The 15,220-nt window shown below is 76.6% G+C and carries 15 protein-coding genes; 10 read left to right on the forward strand and 5 right to left on the reverse strand.

Annotation, left to right across the window (positions count from 1 at the left end; translation table 11 throughout):
- The first annotated feature begins 426 nt into the window (after positions 1–426).
- From ATM99_RS04905 to ATM99_RS04915, 3 genes are all read left to right on the forward strand, one after another.
- Entirely contained in the window at positions 427–1,866 is a 1,440-nt protein-coding gene (locus ATM99_RS04905) for a PQQ-binding-like beta-propeller repeat protein (protein ID WP_190278775.1), read from the forward strand.
- Between the two features lie 62 nt (positions 1,867–1,928).
- Positions 1,929–3,503, forward strand: coding sequence for a PQQ-binding-like beta-propeller repeat protein (locus tag ATM99_RS04910; protein WP_062101810.1), 1,575 nt, complete (start codon positions 1,929–1,931; stop codon positions 3,501–3,503).
- 94 nt (positions 3,504–3,597) lie between these two features.
- The gene (locus tag ATM99_RS04915; RefSeq protein ID WP_062101811.1) at positions 3,598–5,115 is read left to right on the forward strand and encodes a PQQ-binding-like beta-propeller repeat protein; all 1,518 of its coding nucleotides are present in this window, start codon (positions 3,598–3,600) and stop codon (positions 5,113–5,115) included.
- Between the two features lie 12 nt (positions 5,116–5,127).
- On the opposite strand, the gene ATM99_RS04920 is transcribed toward ATM99_RS04915, so the two are convergent.
- Entirely contained in the window at positions 5,128–5,517 is a 390-nt protein-coding gene (locus ATM99_RS04920) for a DUF1304 domain-containing protein (RefSeq protein ID WP_062101812.1), read from the reverse strand.
- A 98-nt stretch (positions 5,518–5,615) separates the two neighbouring features.
- Here ATM99_RS04920 and ATM99_RS04925 point away from each other — a divergent pair, with 98 nt between their 5' ends.
- From ATM99_RS04925 to ATM99_RS19230, 3 genes are all read left to right on the forward strand, one after another.
- The gene (locus tag ATM99_RS04925; RefSeq protein WP_062101813.1) at positions 5,616–6,194 is read left to right on the forward strand and encodes a TetR/AcrR family transcriptional regulator; all 579 of its coding nucleotides are present in this window, start codon (positions 5,616–5,618) and stop codon (positions 6,192–6,194) included.
- Positions 6,195–6,281: 87 nt separating this feature from the next.
- Positions 6,282–7,460, forward strand: a complete 1,179-nt coding sequence (locus ATM99_RS04930; protein ID WP_062101814.1) for an AI-2E family transporter — start codon at positions 6,282–6,284, stop codon at positions 7,458–7,460.
- Positions 7,461–7,533: 73 nt separating this feature from the next.
- Complete coding sequence (locus ATM99_RS19230; RefSeq protein ID WP_160309422.1) at positions 7,534–7,677, forward strand: hypothetical protein; 144 nt, start codon at positions 7,534–7,536, stop codon at positions 7,675–7,677.
- A gap of 32 nt (positions 7,678–7,709) precedes the next feature.
- Here ATM99_RS19230 and ATM99_RS04935 read toward each other — a convergent pair whose 3' ends face one another.
- Positions 7,710–8,234, reverse strand: coding sequence for a hypothetical protein (locus ATM99_RS04935; protein WP_062101815.1), 525 nt, complete (start codon positions 8,232–8,234; stop codon positions 7,710–7,712).
- 149 nt (positions 8,235–8,383) lie between these two features.
- Here ATM99_RS04935 and ATM99_RS04940 point away from each other — a divergent pair, with 149 nt between their 5' ends.
- A complete protein-coding gene (locus ATM99_RS04940) occupies positions 8,384–8,770 on the forward strand; it encodes a YchJ family protein (protein WP_062101816.1) in 387 nt (128 codons plus the stop codon).
- Between the two features lie 6 nt (positions 8,771–8,776).
- Here the strand turns inward: ATM99_RS04940 and ATM99_RS04945 are convergent, their stop codons facing one another.
- The gene (locus ATM99_RS04945; protein WP_062101817.1) at positions 8,777–10,423 is read right to left on the reverse strand and encodes an ABC-F family ATP-binding cassette domain-containing protein; all 1,647 of its coding nucleotides are present in this window, start codon (positions 10,421–10,423) and stop codon (positions 8,777–8,779) included.
- Positions 10,424–10,602: 179 nt separating this feature from the next.
- On the opposite strand from ATM99_RS04945, the gene ATM99_RS04950 reads away from it, so the two are divergent.
- Complete coding sequence (locus ATM99_RS04950) at positions 10,603–11,355, forward strand: class I SAM-dependent methyltransferase (RefSeq protein WP_062101820.1); 753 nt, start codon at positions 10,603–10,605, stop codon at positions 11,353–11,355.
- A gap of 114 nt (positions 11,356–11,469) precedes the next feature.
- Positions 11,470–11,784, forward strand: a complete 315-nt coding sequence (atpC, locus tag ATM99_RS04955; protein WP_082659286.1) for an ATP synthase F1 subunit epsilon — start codon at positions 11,470–11,472, stop codon at positions 11,782–11,784.
- 3 nt (positions 11,785–11,787) lie between these two features.
- Here atpC and ATM99_RS04960 read toward each other — a convergent pair whose 3' ends face one another.
- Positions 11,788–12,171, reverse strand: a complete 384-nt coding sequence (locus tag ATM99_RS04960; RefSeq protein WP_062101822.1) for a VOC family protein — start codon at positions 12,169–12,171, stop codon at positions 11,788–11,790.
- A gap of 67 nt (positions 12,172–12,238) precedes the next feature.
- Complete coding sequence (locus ATM99_RS04965; protein ID WP_062101818.1) at positions 12,239–13,075, reverse strand: MBL fold metallo-hydrolase; 837 nt, start codon at positions 13,073–13,075, stop codon at positions 12,239–12,241.
- Between the two features lie 257 nt (positions 13,076–13,332).
- On the opposite strand from ATM99_RS04965, the gene ATM99_RS04970 reads away from it, so the two are divergent.
- A partial coding sequence (locus ATM99_RS04970) for a glycoside hydrolase family 9 protein (RefSeq protein ID WP_062101819.1) occupies positions 13,333–15,220 on the forward strand: 1,888 nt, incomplete at its 3' end.

Below are 15,220 nucleotides of genomic sequence, written 5' to 3' on the forward strand. Positions count from 1 at the left end.
CTGATCCTGCGCTGACCGTACGGGCGCCTCCCCCCCCGCGCCCGTCCGCACCCGCCGCACTTCCCCGCGCGGCACGGTGCACGTCACCCCTCGACCTCCCCCCGGTCGAGGGGTGACGTGCGTCCGGCAGGACTCCGGACGACCAGGGCGCCGGAACCGCCCCGCCCCGGGGCCCCGCTGGCTAGCCTGCGCAGCATGGGGCGCAGGGGACCGATGCAGGACGTCGACCTCGTCGAGGGAGACGACGACGGAACCGACGAGGGCACCGACCGGCACGCCCCATGCTCAGGCGGCGGCGACGCGGCCGGTCCGCCGCCCGGCACCGGTCCGACGGGCGCCGGACCGGTCGGCAGCACCAGCGGTGCCAGGAACGCACCGTCCACCGCGCCGAGCACGCACGACCGCCACCGGAGACGCCGGCTGGTCGTGCTGACGGCGACGACGCTCGTGCTCGTCGTCGCCGGCGCCGCCGCCGTGCAGGCCCGCGACGACGCGCGCGAGCGGGCACGGGTCGCGTCGATCTCGGCGGACGTCGCGCTCGTCGCCGAGCCCCTCACCGACCCGCCGACGACGCGGTGGACGGCTCCCGCCACATCGGTCCTCGGCTGGTCGGTGCGCGTCGACGACGCCCTCGTGGGCGTCTCCGCGGACGGCGCGGAGGGGCCCGAGGTGCTCGCGGTGGACACGGCCACGGGGGCCGAGCTGTGGCGGACCGCGGTGCCGACCCGGGCCGTGGCGGACGACCCGGACCGCCCCGAAGCCCGGTCACCCGTGGTCGAACCGCCCGCAGCCCGGCCGCTCGCAGACACGTGCGTCGCGCAACCGGCGGTCGAGCACGCGGTCGCGTGCCTCGTGACCGACGCCGGCGGGCTCGTCCCCGACGGCGGGTCGACGACCCCGCGGCCCACGGTCGCGGCGATGGTCGTGCTCGACACCCGCGACGGCCGCCTCCTGCAGGACCTCACGGACGACCTCCCGCACCCCACGCCGACGCGGATCACCACGACGGGCGACGGGCCGGCCGTGTGGGACGTCGCCGACGACGTGCTGCGCGTCCGCGCGTTCACGCGCGACGGGGACGTCGCGTGGGACCACGAGGCCCCGGCGCCGCCGGACGGGCATCGCGACGTGACCCCGCTCGCCGACGGCGTCCTCGCGGTCATCACGCCACGCACCGTGCAGCTGCTCGACACCGCGGGTCGGGTGCTGCGCGTCGTGGACCTCCCGCCCGACTCTTCCGTCGAGCGGCTCGACGCGGCGCGGCTCGTCGTGGCGCCGGGTGCCGAGACCTACCAGCGGTCGTCCGACGGGTCGTCGACCACGACGCCGGACGAGCTGCTGGTCGTCGGCGTCCACGGCGAGGTGCGCGTCGAGGGCAGGTACGTGCCCAGCGAGGACGACGGCAGCGTGCCGGGCCTGCTGCTCACGCAGGTCGACCGTCGCACCCTGCAGGCCTGGGACGGTGACGGCACGCCGCTGTGGACGTGGGCCCTCGACGGCGCCGCGTCGTCGTTCGACCAGGACGCCTCGACGACCGTGCTCGACGGCCGGGTGCTGCTCGCGAGCCCTGGCCGGCTGGTCGCGCTCGACGCCCGGTCGGGTGCCGAGCTGTGGCGGTCGGCCGAGCTGACGTCGGCCCAGATCATGACCGACGGCCACCTGGTGGTGGGCGTCGCACAGCGCCGTGAGCACGGCGAGGGCGGGGAGCTCGTCGCGCTGCGTCGCGACGACGGCACGGTCGCGTGGCGCGCACCGCTGCCCGCGGGCGCCGACGGCGCCGTGGTGGCGTTCGGCCTCCTCGTGGCGTACGAGTCCCGGGAGGACGGAGCCCTTGCGGTGCTCCACGTGCTGGGACCGCCCGGCTGACCCGAGCCCCGCACCCCTCCGGACCCGGCCTGCGGGACGGTCCTGCTCGGTAGCCTCTCCCGATGGGGCAGGCACCGAGGCACGACGTCGAGCTGGTGGAGGACCACGACCCGCGGGACGCTCCGGCGCCGCACCGCGGACCGCAGCGACCCGGGCCTGACGACGCGCCCGCCCCGCGTCGACGCCGCCGGCTCGTGGTGGGCGCACTGGTCGTGCTGGCGGTCGCGGCCGCGGGGGCGGTCGGCGCCCAGGTCGTCGTCGACCGCGGCGAGCGCGCCCGGCTCGCGGTCGTGGCGCAGCAGCCCGGCGCGCTGCGGCCCGTCGACGGACCCCCCGAGGCCCTCTGGACGGTGCCCGACGGTGCCGAGCTCCTGTCGCTGCGCGCGGCGCCCGACGGCGCGCTGGTGGGCCCGGAGCCCGGCCCGGACGGCCCGCAGGTCGTCGCCCGCGACGCCGGGACCGGCGAGACGCTCTGGGAGGCGCCGCTGCTCGACGTCCGCTCCGCGGAGCCGCCACCGGCGGGCGCGGTGCTCGACGTGGAGCCGGGCACGTGCGAGGTCGCGCAGGTCGTCGTGTGCCTGGCGGTCGCGACGGTCTCCCTCCCCGGCGACGACGAGGTGGGGACGCCGCCGACGCCGGTGTCGGCGCGCTCGCGACTGGTCGTGCTCGACGCCGTGGACGGCAGCGTCCGGCACGAGCGCACCACGGACGGCGCCGAGCCCGCCCCGACGGCGTTCGTGCTCGCCGGGCGCCTGGTCGTCACGGCGACGCCCGACGCGGGGACGCTGCACGTCGACGCGTCCACGACCGACGGGCGCCCGGCCTGGAGCACCATGCTGCAGGCGCCCGCTCCGGCCGGCTCGACGCCGCAGGACGACGCGGAAGCCGGCGGCGGGGGCACCGCCGCACCGGCGCGACCCGCGGCGTCCGGCGGACCGCGCACGTTCCTCGCGCCGCTCGGCGACGGCGTCGCGGCCGGGTTCGCTGCCGAGCTGACCGTGCTCGACCGGGAGGGCGCCGTCGTCCGGACGGTGCCGTTCGCGGCGACCGACATGGCGTGGCGCCACGACGCGGGCACGGTCGTCCTGCGCGACATGGCGTCGGCACGCGCCGACGCCCCCTCGACCGTCGTCCGTCCCGACGGCGACACGCGGGTCGTCGGGCAGGTGCTCCCGCCGACGGTCGACGACGGCAGCGTCCCGGGCCTGCTGCTGACCAGCCCGGACGGTCTGCGCCTGACGGCGCGGGACGCGGCGGGTGAGGAGCTGTGGACGCGCGGCTCGGGTGCCGCGCCCGGTCCGGCGGTGCTGGCGGGCCGCGTCTACACCGGGACCGGGAGTGGCGTGGTCGCGCTCGACGCCCGCACGGGCGCCGAGGTGTGGCGCTCGGACCTGGTGCGTGAGGGACCGGTCGTCACCGACGGCGACCACCTGGTGGCGATGGCGCTGCGGCCGCTCGCGGACGGCCGCCGGGAGGTCCTCGTGCTCGACCACGCGGACGGGTCGGTGGTGTGGCGGGCGCCGCTGCCCGCGGGTGTGCAGGACCTCGTCGCCGCGGGGGGCGTCGTGCTGGCGATGACGAGCGGCCCCGGAACGCCCGGGGCGACCACGACGGTGCTCGGCACGCCGCCGGGGTGAGCGGACCGTCGGTGGACCACCCGACAGACCAGCCCGGACGGGCCGACCCCACGACGGCACCCGAGGCGGCGGAGCACGCCGATAGCGTGGACCGATGGGACGCGGGGACAGGCTGGACGTCGAGCTGCACGAGGACGAGGCGGTCGTCCCGGAGGCCCCCGCCGCCGCACCGCACCCTCACGGCGGACGGCACCGCGTGCGGTGGGCCGTCGCGCTGGTCGTCGTCGCGGCGCTCGCGCTGACCGCCGCGCAGGTCGTCTCCGACGTCCGTGAGCGGTCGGTGATCGCCTCGCTCGCCGGGGTCGAGGGCCTGCTGGCGCCGCTCGACGGGCCGGTGCAGGTGCGGTGGGAGCGCACCGACGTCGGATGGCCCGTCGCGGTGCCGACGCCCGACGGTGCGGCGCTCGTGAGCCTGCGCGACGACGGTGCGGGCGGCATCGCGCTGACGGGTCTCGACCCGGGGACGGGCGAGACCCTCTGGGGCCGCGACCTGCGACGCGACGCCCACGAGCGACCGCCGGGGGTGGACCCCGGCACGGTGCGGTGCGCGACGCCGGTCGACGCCTCGGGCCTGCTCACGTGCCTGCGGCCCGGACGCGAGACGGCGGCGGACGGGTCGACGGTCCAGCCGTCCGGCGCAGGCCGGTCGTGGACGGTGGACGCGCGCACGGGTGACCTCGTCGGCGACGTCCCGCTCGAGGTCGGTGACGACGTGGATCCGCGCTCGGTCGCCGTGCTCGACGACCTCGTCGTGCTCGTCTCGTCGGGTGCCGACGTCGTGCACGTGCGAGGGGTCGACCTGCGGTCGGGGGCCGAGCGGTGGCGCCGCGACCTGCCGCCGACGCCCGACGACCCCCGGTGGCCGAGCACCGCCGGGCAGGCGTCGGTCGAGGCCGTCGACGCGACGACCGTCGCGGTGCACGACGGGCGGATGCTGACCCTGATGTCGTCCGACGGTGTCGAGCTGCGCCGGTTCGACACCCTCGCGGACCTCGAGCCGTCGGACTCGATCAGCCGGTGGACGTCCGTGGACCGCTCGCGGCACGCCGCGGTGGTGGTCCGGAACGAGGTCACGTCGCTGGTCGCCGTCGACGGCGAGGTGACCGTGCGCGGCGTCGCGGTCGGTCGGGGCGTCGACGACGGCAGCGTCCCGGACCTGCTGCTGACGGCCGGCGACACGGTGCGGGCGTGGGACGCCGCGACGGGCGAGGAGAGGTGGGCCCTGGACGACGCGACGTCGGTCAGCGGGGCGTCGGTCAGCGGGGCGTCGGTCAGCGGGGCCCTGGTGCTGCGCGGTCGCGTGCACCTGTCCACGGACCGCGCCCTGGTGACGCTGGACGGCCGGACCGGGGAGGAGCTGTGGCGCTCCCCCACCGGGCTGACGCCGTTCCCGCTGCTGAGCGACGGGCGGGTCGTGCTGCTCACGGACCCGCCCGCGGACGGCGACGGCGGAGGCGGTGAGCTGGTCGCGCTCGACGTGGCCGACGGGCGCGAGCGGTGGCGCGTCCCGCTGGTGGCGAACGGCTGGGTGTTCGCGCTGGCCGGCCGGCCGGTCGTCGTGGTGGACGACCCGACGGGCGAGGGTCCGGGCCTGCTCCAGATGCTGGGCTGAACCGGGCGGGCCTCAGCCCGCGAGCAGCCCGATCACGAGCGCGACGACGGCGAGCAGCGGCAGGGTGCCCTGCTTGATCGCCGCCGACGCCTTGGTGCGGTCGGAGAGCAGCAGCACGAGCGCGGCGGCGAGCATCGACCCGGTGCCGATGAGCACGGCGGTGGCGCCCGCGCCGGTCGACCCGGCGGCGACGAGCACGATGCCGACGGCGACGGCGATCGCGAGGAAGAGGTTGTAGAAGCCCTGGTTGTAGGCCATCGACCGGGTGGCGCGCGCCTCGTCCTCGGTGGTGCCGAAGGTGGCGCGGGCGCGGGGCGAGGTCCAGGCGACGGACTCGAGCCAGAAGATGTAGACGTGCAGCAGCGCGGCGAGCCCTGCGAGCACGAGACCCAGGACGACCATGACGACCTCCCCCTTCCGGTCGGCCCCGCCGACCGATTCTGTACCGGACGTTCCACAACCTATACTGGATCGACCGATACAGAAAGTGGGAGGTCGTCATGGGACGCGCGCCGACGTTCGACGCCGCCGCCGTGGTGCGTGCCGCGCGCGACGTCTTCTGGGCCCACGGCTACGAGGAGGCGTCGCTGCCCGACCTCGAGTCCGCCACCGGCCTGAGCCGCTCGAGCATCTACCACGCGTTCGGCAGCAAGCGCGGCCTGTTCGACGCCGCCGTCACGAGCTATCTCGACGACGTCACGCGGCCACGGCTGCGCCCGCTGACCGCCGAGCACGTCGCCCCCGACGCCCTGGCCGCCTACCTGAGCAGCCTGCGCGACGCGCTCACCGCCGCGGGCTCCCCCGCCGCCGCGCACGGCTGCCTGCTGCTCAACGCGTCCGGCGCACCCGTCGCGCACGACCCCGCCGTGCGCGCCACGGTCGCCGCCTACCGCGACGAGCTGCGCGCCGGCATCGGCCGCGGCGTCGCGGCCCGCCACCCCGACCTGCCGGCCGCCGAGCAGGACCGGCTCGCCGAGGCGTGCACGGCCCTCGTCGTCGCCGCGCTGCTGGTGGTGCGCGTCGACCCCGACGCCGCCGCCCGCTCGCTCGACGCCGCGACGGGCCTCGCCGCCGCCTGACCAGGGCGGGTCGCCGCGCCCCCGGGCCCCGCGGACCGTACCCTCGGGCCCACGTGCCACCCGGCACCGCGACGACGGGAGACGCGCATGGGCCTGTTCGGACGACGCCGCGAGACGCCGGCACCACGCCCGGCCGCGACGCCAGGAGCCGCACGCCCCACCACGACGCCCCCGGCGTCCGCACCCGGTGCCGGCGCGCTGTGGGCCGACGGGTTCGGGCGCGTGGGCACACGGTCGGTGCAGGTCATCGCCCTGCTCGCGGTCGTGGCCCTCGCGGTGCTCGCCGTCACGCGGCTCACGCTCATCGTCATCCCCGTGCTCATCGCGCTCGTGCTCGCGGCCGCGATCAGCCCGCTCGTGCAGTGGCTGCGGCGCCGCGGCGCACCCTCGATGCTCGCGACGTGGGTGTCGCTCGGCGCGCTCGTCGGCGTCCTCGCGCTCGTCGTCTGGGCGGTCGTGCGCGCGGTCGTGGCGCAGTGGGACGAACTCGCCGACTCCGCGGTCGACGGCATCGCGAAGCTGCAGTCGATGCTGTCGGGACTGCCGTTCGAGATCACCGAGGAGCAGCTGCGCGAGGCGCAGGACGCGGTCCAGGGCCTGCTCGCGTCCGACGCGGTCGGCGCCGGCGCGCTGGCCGGGCTGTCGGCGACCGCGAACTTCGTCACCGGGTTCTTCCTCATGGTCGTCGTGCTGTTCTTCTTCCTCAAGGACGGCCCCCGCATCTGGGAGTTCCTGCTGCGGCCGTTCGAGGGCGAGCGCTACGAGCGCGGCCGGCGCATCGGCACCAAGACCGTGCAGACGCTCGGCGGGTACGTGCGCGGCACCGCGATCGTCGCGGCCGTGGACGCCGTGGGCATCGGCATCGGCCTCGCGGTCGTCGGGGTGCCGCTCGTGCTGCCGCTGTCGGTGCTCGTGTTCCTGCTCGCGTTCATCCCGCTGGTCGGTGCGACGCTCGCCGGGACCCTCGCGGCGCTCGTCGCGCTCGTCGCGCTCGGTCCCGTGCAGGCGCTCGTCGTCGTCGCCGTCGTCGTGGCCGTCAACCAGCTCGAGGGCAACCTGCTGCAACCGGTCGTCATGGCGCGCTCGCTGCAGCTGCACCCCCTGGTCATCCTGGTCGCGCTGACCGCGGGCACGGTGCTCGCCGGGATCACCGGCGCCGTGCTCGCCGTCCCCATCGCCGCGTCGATCTGGGGTGCCGTGCAGGTGTGGGACGGCCCCGGCACGCCCGCGCGGTTCGCGCGCAGGAAGCGGCCCGAGACGGTCTGACGGCGGCTGCGGCCCTCGACCGGCGGCCGCGAGCACCCCGGGCTAGCGTCGGCAGCACCCACCAGGAGGTGCCATGAGCAGCCCGATCCCCGACCCCGGCGCCGTGCCGGACGCGCCGAACTTCGACGACCTCCCGACGAACGACGAGCCCGACCCGCGCGAGCCGGTCCCGCCGCCCCCGTCGCCCGACGACCCGGAGCCGACCGAGCACGGCTGACGCGTCGCCGCGCGCAGCCGAAGCGTGGGCGGTCAGCGGTGCATGTCGCCCGTCGGGCCGTCCGCGGCCGGCGGCGGGTCCGGGATCAGTGCGAGCGCGGCCCCCACCCCGCCCATCACGAGCCCGGTGCGTGCGTGCGCCCACCGCGCACCCGCGAGGCGTCGCGTCTCGGCACGTCGGTACAGCCACCGCTCGGTCGCGACGGTCGCCCACACGGAGCCGGCCATGGCGACGGCGCCGACGCCCGCGATCACGGCCTGCTGCCGGGCGGGCAGCGAACGGAAGGTCTTCGCGGGCGGGGCGTCGCCCGAGGTCTCGGCGTCGTCCGCGACGTCCTGCCAGCTCAGCGACGTGAGCGGAGCCGGGTCGCCGGCACGCTGCTCGCGCCAGGTGCGGCGCGCGTCGGGCAGCGCCGCCGCGGCGGCGACGAGCAGCAGCGCCGCCTTGGTCCAGCCGCGCGCGGTGCGCGAGCGGATCACGTCGGGCGTCGCGTAGTAGGCGGCGGTCGCGGCACCGCCGACGGTCGCGGCGAGCAGGCGGGCGGGCGTCGGGCTCATGCGGGGGCTCCCTGGGTCCTCGGCGGGTCCACCGACGACGTGCTCTCGGCGGTCTCCTCCTCCCAACGGGCGGACCCGTCCGCCGGGTTCCCCGGTGCTGTCCGGCCGGGACACGACGGGCGACGGCACGGCCCTGCGATGCTGGGGCGATGACCCGGTGCCCCTGCTCCAGCGGCCTGCCGTTCGACGAGTGCTGCGGCCCCCTGCACACCGGCGAGCGCACGGCCGGCACCGCCGAGCAGCTCATGCGGTCGCGGTTCAGCGCGTTCGCCGTGGGTGACGCGGCGTACCTGCGGCGCACGTGGCACGCGGCCACGCGCCCGGCGCACCTCGACCTCGACGACGACGTGCGCTGGTACCGGCTCGACGTGCTCGCGACCGACGGCGGCGGCGTCTTCGACACGGCGGGCACGGTCGAGTTCGAGGCGTTCTGGCGCTCGCCCGGCGGGCGGGGGTCGATGCGCGAGGTCAGCCGGTTCCGCCGCGGCCCGGAGGGCTGGCAGTACGTCGACGGGGACGTGCGCGCGCCCGCCTGACGCCCGTCAGTCCGGCCGGACCTCGGTCGCGACGCCGTCCTCGACGTGCCAGCGGCGGGTCAGCCGCACGGTGTCGAGCATGCGGCGGTCGTGCGTGACCAGCAGGACCGTGCCGTCGAACGACTCCAGGGCCTGCTCGAGCTGCTCGATCGCGGGCAGGTCGAGGTGGTTGGTCGGCTCGTCGAGGACGAGCAGGTTGACGCCGCGGGCCTGCAGCAGCGCGAGCGCGGCGCGCGTGCGCTCGCCCGGCGACAGGGACGACGCGGGCCGGCCGACCTGGTGCCCCGTGAGCCCGAACTTCGCGAGCAGCGTGCGCACGTCGGCGGTCGGCCAGTCGGGGACCTCGCGCGCGAACGCGTCACCGACGGGCTCGTCGCCCTCGAACACGGCGCGTGCCTGGTCGACCTCGCCGACCAGCACGCCCGACCCGAGCGACGCCGCGCCCTCGTCGGGAGCCAGCCGCCCCAGCAGCAGGCCGAGCAACGTCGACTTGCCCGACCCGTTGGGCCCGGTGACGGCGACGCGGTCCTGCCGGTCGAGCTGCAGGTCGACCGGCCCGAGCGTGAAGTCCCCGCGGCGCACCACGGCGCCACGCGCGGTGGCGACGACCTCGCCCGAGCGCGGGGCCGTGGCGATCGTCATGCGCAGCTGCCACTCCTTGCGCGGCTCGTCGACGACCTCGAGCCGTTCGATCAGGCGGTCGGTCTGGCGGGCCTTCGCGGCCTGCTTCTCGGCCACCTCGCCGCGGTGGTGCTTGACGTGCTTGTCGCCGTCGGTGGCCTTGCGGCGCGCGTTGCGCACGCCCTTCTCCATCCACGCGCGCTGCGTGCGGGCCCGTGCGGCGAGCTGGTCGCGCCGCGTGGCGTAGTCCTCGTACGCCTCGCGCGCGTGCCGGCGCGCCGTCGAGCGCTCGTCGAGGTACGCGTCGTACGAGCCGCCGTACGTCGCGACGCGCTGCAGGGAGCGGTCGATCTCGACGACGGTCGTGACGGTCCGGGCCAGGAACTCGCGGTCGTGGCTGACCACCACGATCGGCGCCTGCGCGCGCTCCACGAACTCCTCCAGCCGGTCGAGGCCGTCGGCGTCGAGGTCGTTGGTCGGCTCGTCGAGCAGGTACAGGTCGAACCGCGACAGCAGCAGCGCCGCGAGGCCGACGCGCGCGGCCTGCCCGCCGGACAGCGCGGTCATCGGCAGGTCGAGGTCGACCGCGAGGCCCAGGTCGTCGGCGACGACGCCGAGCCGCGCGTCGAGGTCGCCGCCGCCGAGCGACGTCCAGCGCTCGAGCGCATCGGTGAACGCGTCGGCCGCACCGGGCGCGTCGGCCGCGAGCGCGTCGGCGGCGGCGTCCATCGCGGCCTGTGCGTCGGCGACACCCGTGCGCCGCTCGAGGAACGTCCGCACGGACTCGTCGTCGCGCCGCTCGACCTCCTGCACGAGGTACCCGACCTGCGCGGTCGCGGGCGAGAGCTGCACCGACCCCTGCTCGGGCGCGCGCTGCCCGGCCAGGATGCGCAGCAGCGTCGTCTTGCCCGCGCCGTTGGGCCCGACGAGCCCCACGACGTCCCCCGGCGCGACCACCAGGTCCAGGCCCGAGAACAGCTCGCGGTCACCGAACGCCGCGGCGACGCCACGGACCTGCAGGGTCGCACTCATGCCACCATCCTGCCGGGCGGGCACGACGGGGCCCGAACGCTTTGTGTCGGCCCGGCCGGCGCCCACCATGGCACCGCGGGTCCTCACGCGTCACGAGCCCGAGGTCCCGGGGCCCCTCCAGGCACACCGGTAGCGTCGCCGCACCCTTCGTCGTCGTCGTGGAAGCGCAGGTGCACGCCATGCCCGGAACCGTCGGCCGCGGCCGCTCGATCCAGTCGGTCGACGACGTCCTCGCGCTGCTCGACCACCTGTTCGACGAGCGCGCCGACCGGTGGTCCGAGCGCGGCGGCACCGACTTCTGGGACCGGTTCTACGCCGACCGGCACCGACCGGTCCCGTTCTTCCGGGCCGTCCCCGACGAGTCCCTCGTCGGGTGGCACGCCGACGGGCGCCTCACGCTCGGGCCCGGTACGCGCGTGCTGGAGCTCGGGTGCGGGCCGGGGCGCAACGCGGTGTGGCTCGCGCAGCAGGGCTGCACGGTCGACGCGCTCGACCTGTCGGCGACGGCCGTGACGTGGGGCCGCGAGCGCGCCACGGAGGCGGGCGTCGACGTGCGGTTCGTGCGCACCGACGTCCTCACGTGGGAGACGGACCGGCCCTACGACCTCGTGGTCGACTCCGGCTGCTTCCACCACCTGCCGCCGCACCGCCGCGTGTCGTACCGCGCGCTGCTCGAGCGGACCCTCGCGCCCGGTGGGCACCTGGGCATCGCGTGCTTCGCCGCGGGGCACGACGGCCGCGGCGGCACCGAGGCCGACGACCTCGACCTGTACCGCGCGGGCGGCCTCGGCGGCGGGCTCGCGTACACCGCCGACGAGCTGCGGCGCTCGCTCGCCGGGCTCACGGAGGTCGAGCTGCGACGCATGCGCACGGTGACGTCGGGCGAGACCTTCGGTGAGGAGCTCCTCTGGGCGGGCCTGTTCCGGCGGTGACGTGACGCGTCCCACCCCGCGGCCGGCGTCGTCTGGGACCGAAGGACGAGGTCAGGGCCCGGGACGCGGGGCAGACTCCGAAGGCTCCGCCCCCGTGCAGCACCGAGGAGTCCCGTGTCCGTCACCGCGTCGCCGTCCCCGACCCCGCAGCACCGCGCCGCTGGTCTGCTGACCGTGCAGGTGGTCGCGCCGGACGGTGTGCGCTGGTCGGGGCACGCGCGCGGCGTGACGGTGCCGTCGGTGTCCGGGTCGCTGGGGATCCTGCCGCGGCACGAGCCCGTCGCGGCCGTGCTGGCCGCGGGCGTCGTGCGGGTGCGCCCGGCCGCGGGCGACCCGGTCGAGGTCACGGTGACCGGCGGGTTCGTCGTGGTCGACGACGACGAGGTGTCGGTCCTCGCGGACGGCACCGTCGCGCCCGGGGACGCGTAGCCGTCAGACCGGGTCGAGGCGCCGCCGCAGCAGGCAGAACTCGTTGCCCTCGGGGTCGGCGAGCACGTGCCACGTCGCGTCGGGGCCCTGCCCCACGTCGACCGGTCGGGCGCCGAGCGCGAGCAGCCGCTCGAGCTCGGCGGCCTGGTCACGGTCGGTGGGGCTCACGTCGACGTGCAGCCGCAGCTTCCCGGGCCGCGGCTGCGCGACGGGGCTGACGATGATCGTGGGCCGCGGCCCGCCGAACCCGGCGTCGGCGGGCCCGATCTCGATGCTGTCGTCGTCCTCCCGTCCCAGCTCGACGTAGCCGAGGACCTGGGACCAGAACGCCGCGAGACGCTCGTGGTCGGACGCCTCGAGGACCAGCTCGCTGATGCGGCACGCCATGCCGACCAGCGTAGGGAGCACGCGCACGGGACGCCCGCCGGGTGTCGTGCGAGGGCCGCGGTCGGCGTCAGCCGCCCGCGAGCACGGCGCGCTGCGCGCGGTGCGCCGCGATCAGCCAGGCGGGGGCGCCGGGGCCGAGGCGCGGGTCGTCGTCCCGGGGGCCGTCGGGCCCGGTCAGGTACGCACGGTCCGCCGCGACGCGCGCGAGCGCCGACCCCGCGCCGCCGACGCTCCCGTGGCCGGGCACCACGCGGTGGGCGCCGTACCGGCGGACCCCGGCCTCGAACCGGTCGAGCACGGCGAGGTGGTGCTCGACCGACGCCGCACGGTCGGTGTCGACGAGCGGCACCTCGACGTCGGAGAGCATGTCCCCCGCGACGAGCACGCCCGCGTCGACGACCGCGAGCGCGGTGTGGCCAGCACAGTGGGCGTCGTGCGTGAGGACCCGCACGTGCGGGCCGTCCCACTGCAGGCGGCACCAGCCGTCGGCGTCCTCGTCGTCCTGCGGGAACGGGACGGGGGTGCGCGTCGTGATCGCGGCCGGGGCGTCCTGCGGGTGCGCGGCCAGGTGCGCGGCGAGCTCGGGGTCGGCGTCGCGCTGGCGGGTCGCGGCGTCGCGCCAGCCGTCGGCGGGTGCGGCGGCGGCCCAGCGCGCGACGTCACGCAGGCCCGGCGCGTCGAGCAGGTGGTCCCAGTGGGGGTGCGTCGACCACACCGCGACCGGCCGCCAGCCCCGCGCGCGCAGCGCGGCGTCGAGCGCCGCGACCTCACGCGCCGTGACCGCCGGGTCGACGACCAGGCAGCGGCCGTCGCGCTCGACGACGGTCGTGGTGGTCGCGTAGACGGACGACGTCGCGACGTGGACGCCGTCGGCCACCTCGACGAGGGCGCGCGGCCGGGTCATCGGGGTCTCCTCGCGGTCGGTGCGGCGCCGTCGGCGCTGGTCAGGGACGCGTTCAGGCTAGACGGCGGTGCTCCCGGCGCCGGTGGGCCCGGTCCCGGCACCTGCGCGCGGGCTTAATCGATTCCGACGCCGCCGACCCCCGGGCGCGGCGCACGCCCCCACCTACCGTGGTCGAAGCGCTCCCGCCACGGCCGGACCCCAGCGTCGGGGTGGCCCGCGGCGCGCACGTCACCCGTCGTCGCCACCAGAGGACAGCCATGTCACCGATCACCCGACGGCGCGCGCGGCGCCGCGCCTGGGCCGCGGGCCTCGCGGTCGCCACCGCGCTCACGGTCGCGGGCGTCACCGCCCCCGCGGCCGTCGCCGCACCCGACCCCGGCACGCCCGTCAAGGTCAACCAGGTCGCGTACGTGCCCGGCGTCGCCAAGGTCGCGACGCTCGTGAGCACGTCGACCACGCCCGTCGCGTGGACCCTGAAGGACGCGTCCGGGCGCACCGTCGCGCAGGGCACGTCGACCGTCAAGGGCGCCGACGCGTTGTCGGGCGACCGCACGCACCTCATCGACTTCTCGTCGTACGACACCGCCGGCACCGGCTACGTGCTGTCGGCGGGCGGGGCGAGCAGCCACCCGTTCGACATCTCGGCCGACCCGGTGAGGAAGCTGCGGTCCGACTCGCTCGCGTTCTTCTACCACCAGCGCTCGGGCATCGCGATCGAGGCGCAGTACGTCGGCAGCACGTACGCACGCGCCGCCGGGCACCTGGGCGTGGCGCCCAACCAGGGCGACACGAGCGTGCCGTGCCGGCAGTCGTGCGGGTACAGCCTGGACGTGCGCGGCGGCTGGTACGACGCGGGCGACCACGGCAAGTACGTCGTCAACGGCGGCATCGCGACGTGGCAGCTGCAGAACACGTACGAGCGCACGCTGCACGTCGCGGGTGCCGACCGCGCGGCGCTGGGCGACGGCAAGGCCGCGATCCCGGAGCGCACCAACGGGGTCCCGGACGTGCTCGACGAGGCACGGTGGGAGGTCGAGTTCCTGCTGCGCATGCAGGTCCCCGCGGGCCGCACCGACGCCGGCATGGTGCACCACAAGATGCACGACGAGAACTGGACGGGCATCCCGACGATCCCGGCGCAGGACGCGCAGCGGCGCATCCTCGCGCCCGTCAGCACGGCGGCCACGCTCAACATGGCGGCCGTCGCGGCGCAGGCGTCGCGCCTGTGGGCGCCGTACGACGCGGCGTTCTCCGCGCGGGCGCTGTCCGCCGCGCGCACCGCGTACGCCGCGGCCAAGGCGAACCCGAACCGCATCGCGTCCGACGCCGACGGCACGGGCGGCGGCGCCTACGGCGACCCGTCGGTGACCGACGAGTTCTACTGGGCCGCCGCCGAGCTGTTCGCGACCACGGGCGAGGCCGCGTACCGCGCCGACGTCACGGGCTCGCCGTTCTACCGGGGCACGAGCTTCGCGGAGCGCGGCTACGACTGGGGCTGGACCGGCGGGCTGGGCGACACGACGCTCGCGCTCGTCCCGACCGACCTGCCCGCGGCCGACGTGGCCGCGACGCGCGCCGCGATCGTCTCCTTCGCCGACGCGACGCTGGGCCGGCTCGCGAACCAGGCGTACCCCGCGCCCAACAACGCGGGCACCGTGTACTACTGGGGCTCGAACGGCCAGGTCGTGAACAACGCGAACGCGCTGGCCCTCGCGTACGACTTCACGGGCCAGACGAAGTACCGCACCGCCGCGTACGGCGCGCTGGACTACCTGCAGGGCCGCAACCCGCTCAACCAGTCGTACATCGCGGGCTACGGCGAGAACCCGGTGCGCAACGTGCACCACCGGTTCTGGGCGCACCAGGCCGACGCGTCGCTGCCCACGGCTCCCCCGGGGTCGCTCGCCGGCGGGCCCAACAGCGAGCTGCAGGACCCGCTCGCGGCCGCGCAGCTCGCGGGCTGCGCGCCGCAGAAGTGCTACGTCGACCACATCGAGGCGTACTCGGTGAACGAGGTGGCGATCAACTGGAACTCGGCGCTGGTGTGGCTGAGCGCGTGGGCCGCCGAGCAGGCGGGCGGCACGACGCCCGAGCCGACGCCGACCCCGACGCCCACGCCGACCGTCTCCCCGACGCCGACGCCCA

The sequence above is a fragment of the Cellulomonas sp. B6 genome, assembly GCF_001462455.1.
Lineage (GTDB): Bacteria > Actinomycetota > Actinomycetes > Actinomycetales > Cellulomonadaceae > Cellulomonas.

What these genes read in the sequence shown, in the direction of transcription:
- ATM99_RS04965 (WP_062101818.1), bottom strand. Translation starts at nt 13,075, where the DNA reads ATGACCCGGCCGCGCGCCCTCGTCGAGGTGGCCGACGGCGTCCACGTC.
- ATM99_RS04945 (WP_062101817.1), bottom strand. Translation starts at nt 10,423, where the DNA reads ATGAGTGCGACCCTGCAGGTCCGTGGCGTCGCCGCGGCGTTCGGTGAC.
- ATM99_RS04910 (WP_062101810.1), top strand. Translation starts at nt 1,929, where the DNA reads ATGGGGCAGGCACCGAGGCACGACGTCGAGCTGGTGGAGGACCACGAC.
- ATM99_RS04940 (WP_062101816.1), top strand. Translation starts at nt 8,384, where the DNA reads ATGACCCGGTGCCCCTGCTCCAGCGGCCTGCCGTTCGACGAGTGCTGC.
- ATM99_RS04935 (WP_062101815.1), bottom strand. Translation starts at nt 8,234, where the DNA reads ATGAGCCCGACGCCCGCCCGCCTGCTCGCCGCGACCGTCGGCGGTGCC.
- ATM99_RS04925 (WP_062101813.1), top strand. Translation starts at nt 5,616, where the DNA reads ATGGGACGCGCGCCGACGTTCGACGCCGCCGCCGTGGTGCGTGCCGCG.
- ATM99_RS04920 (WP_062101812.1), bottom strand. Translation starts at nt 5,517, where the DNA reads ATGGTCGTCCTGGGTCTCGTGCTCGCAGGGCTCGCCGCGCTGCTGCAC.
- ATM99_RS04950 (WP_062101820.1), top strand. Translation starts at nt 10,603, where the DNA reads ATGCCCGGAACCGTCGGCCGCGGCCGCTCGATCCAGTCGGTCGACGAC.
- ATM99_RS19230 (WP_160309422.1), top strand. Translation starts at nt 7,534, where the DNA reads ATGAGCAGCCCGATCCCCGACCCCGGCGCCGTGCCGGACGCGCCGAAC.
- ATM99_RS04930 (WP_062101814.1), top strand. Translation starts at nt 6,282, where the DNA reads ATGGGCCTGTTCGGACGACGCCGCGAGACGCCGGCACCACGCCCGGCC.
- ATM99_RS04915 (WP_062101811.1), top strand. Translation starts at nt 3,598, where the DNA reads ATGGGACGCGGGGACAGGCTGGACGTCGAGCTGCACGAGGACGAGGCG.
- ATM99_RS04960 (WP_062101822.1), bottom strand. Translation starts at nt 12,171, where the DNA reads ATGGCGTGCCGCATCAGCGAGCTGGTCCTCGAGGCGTCCGACCACGAG.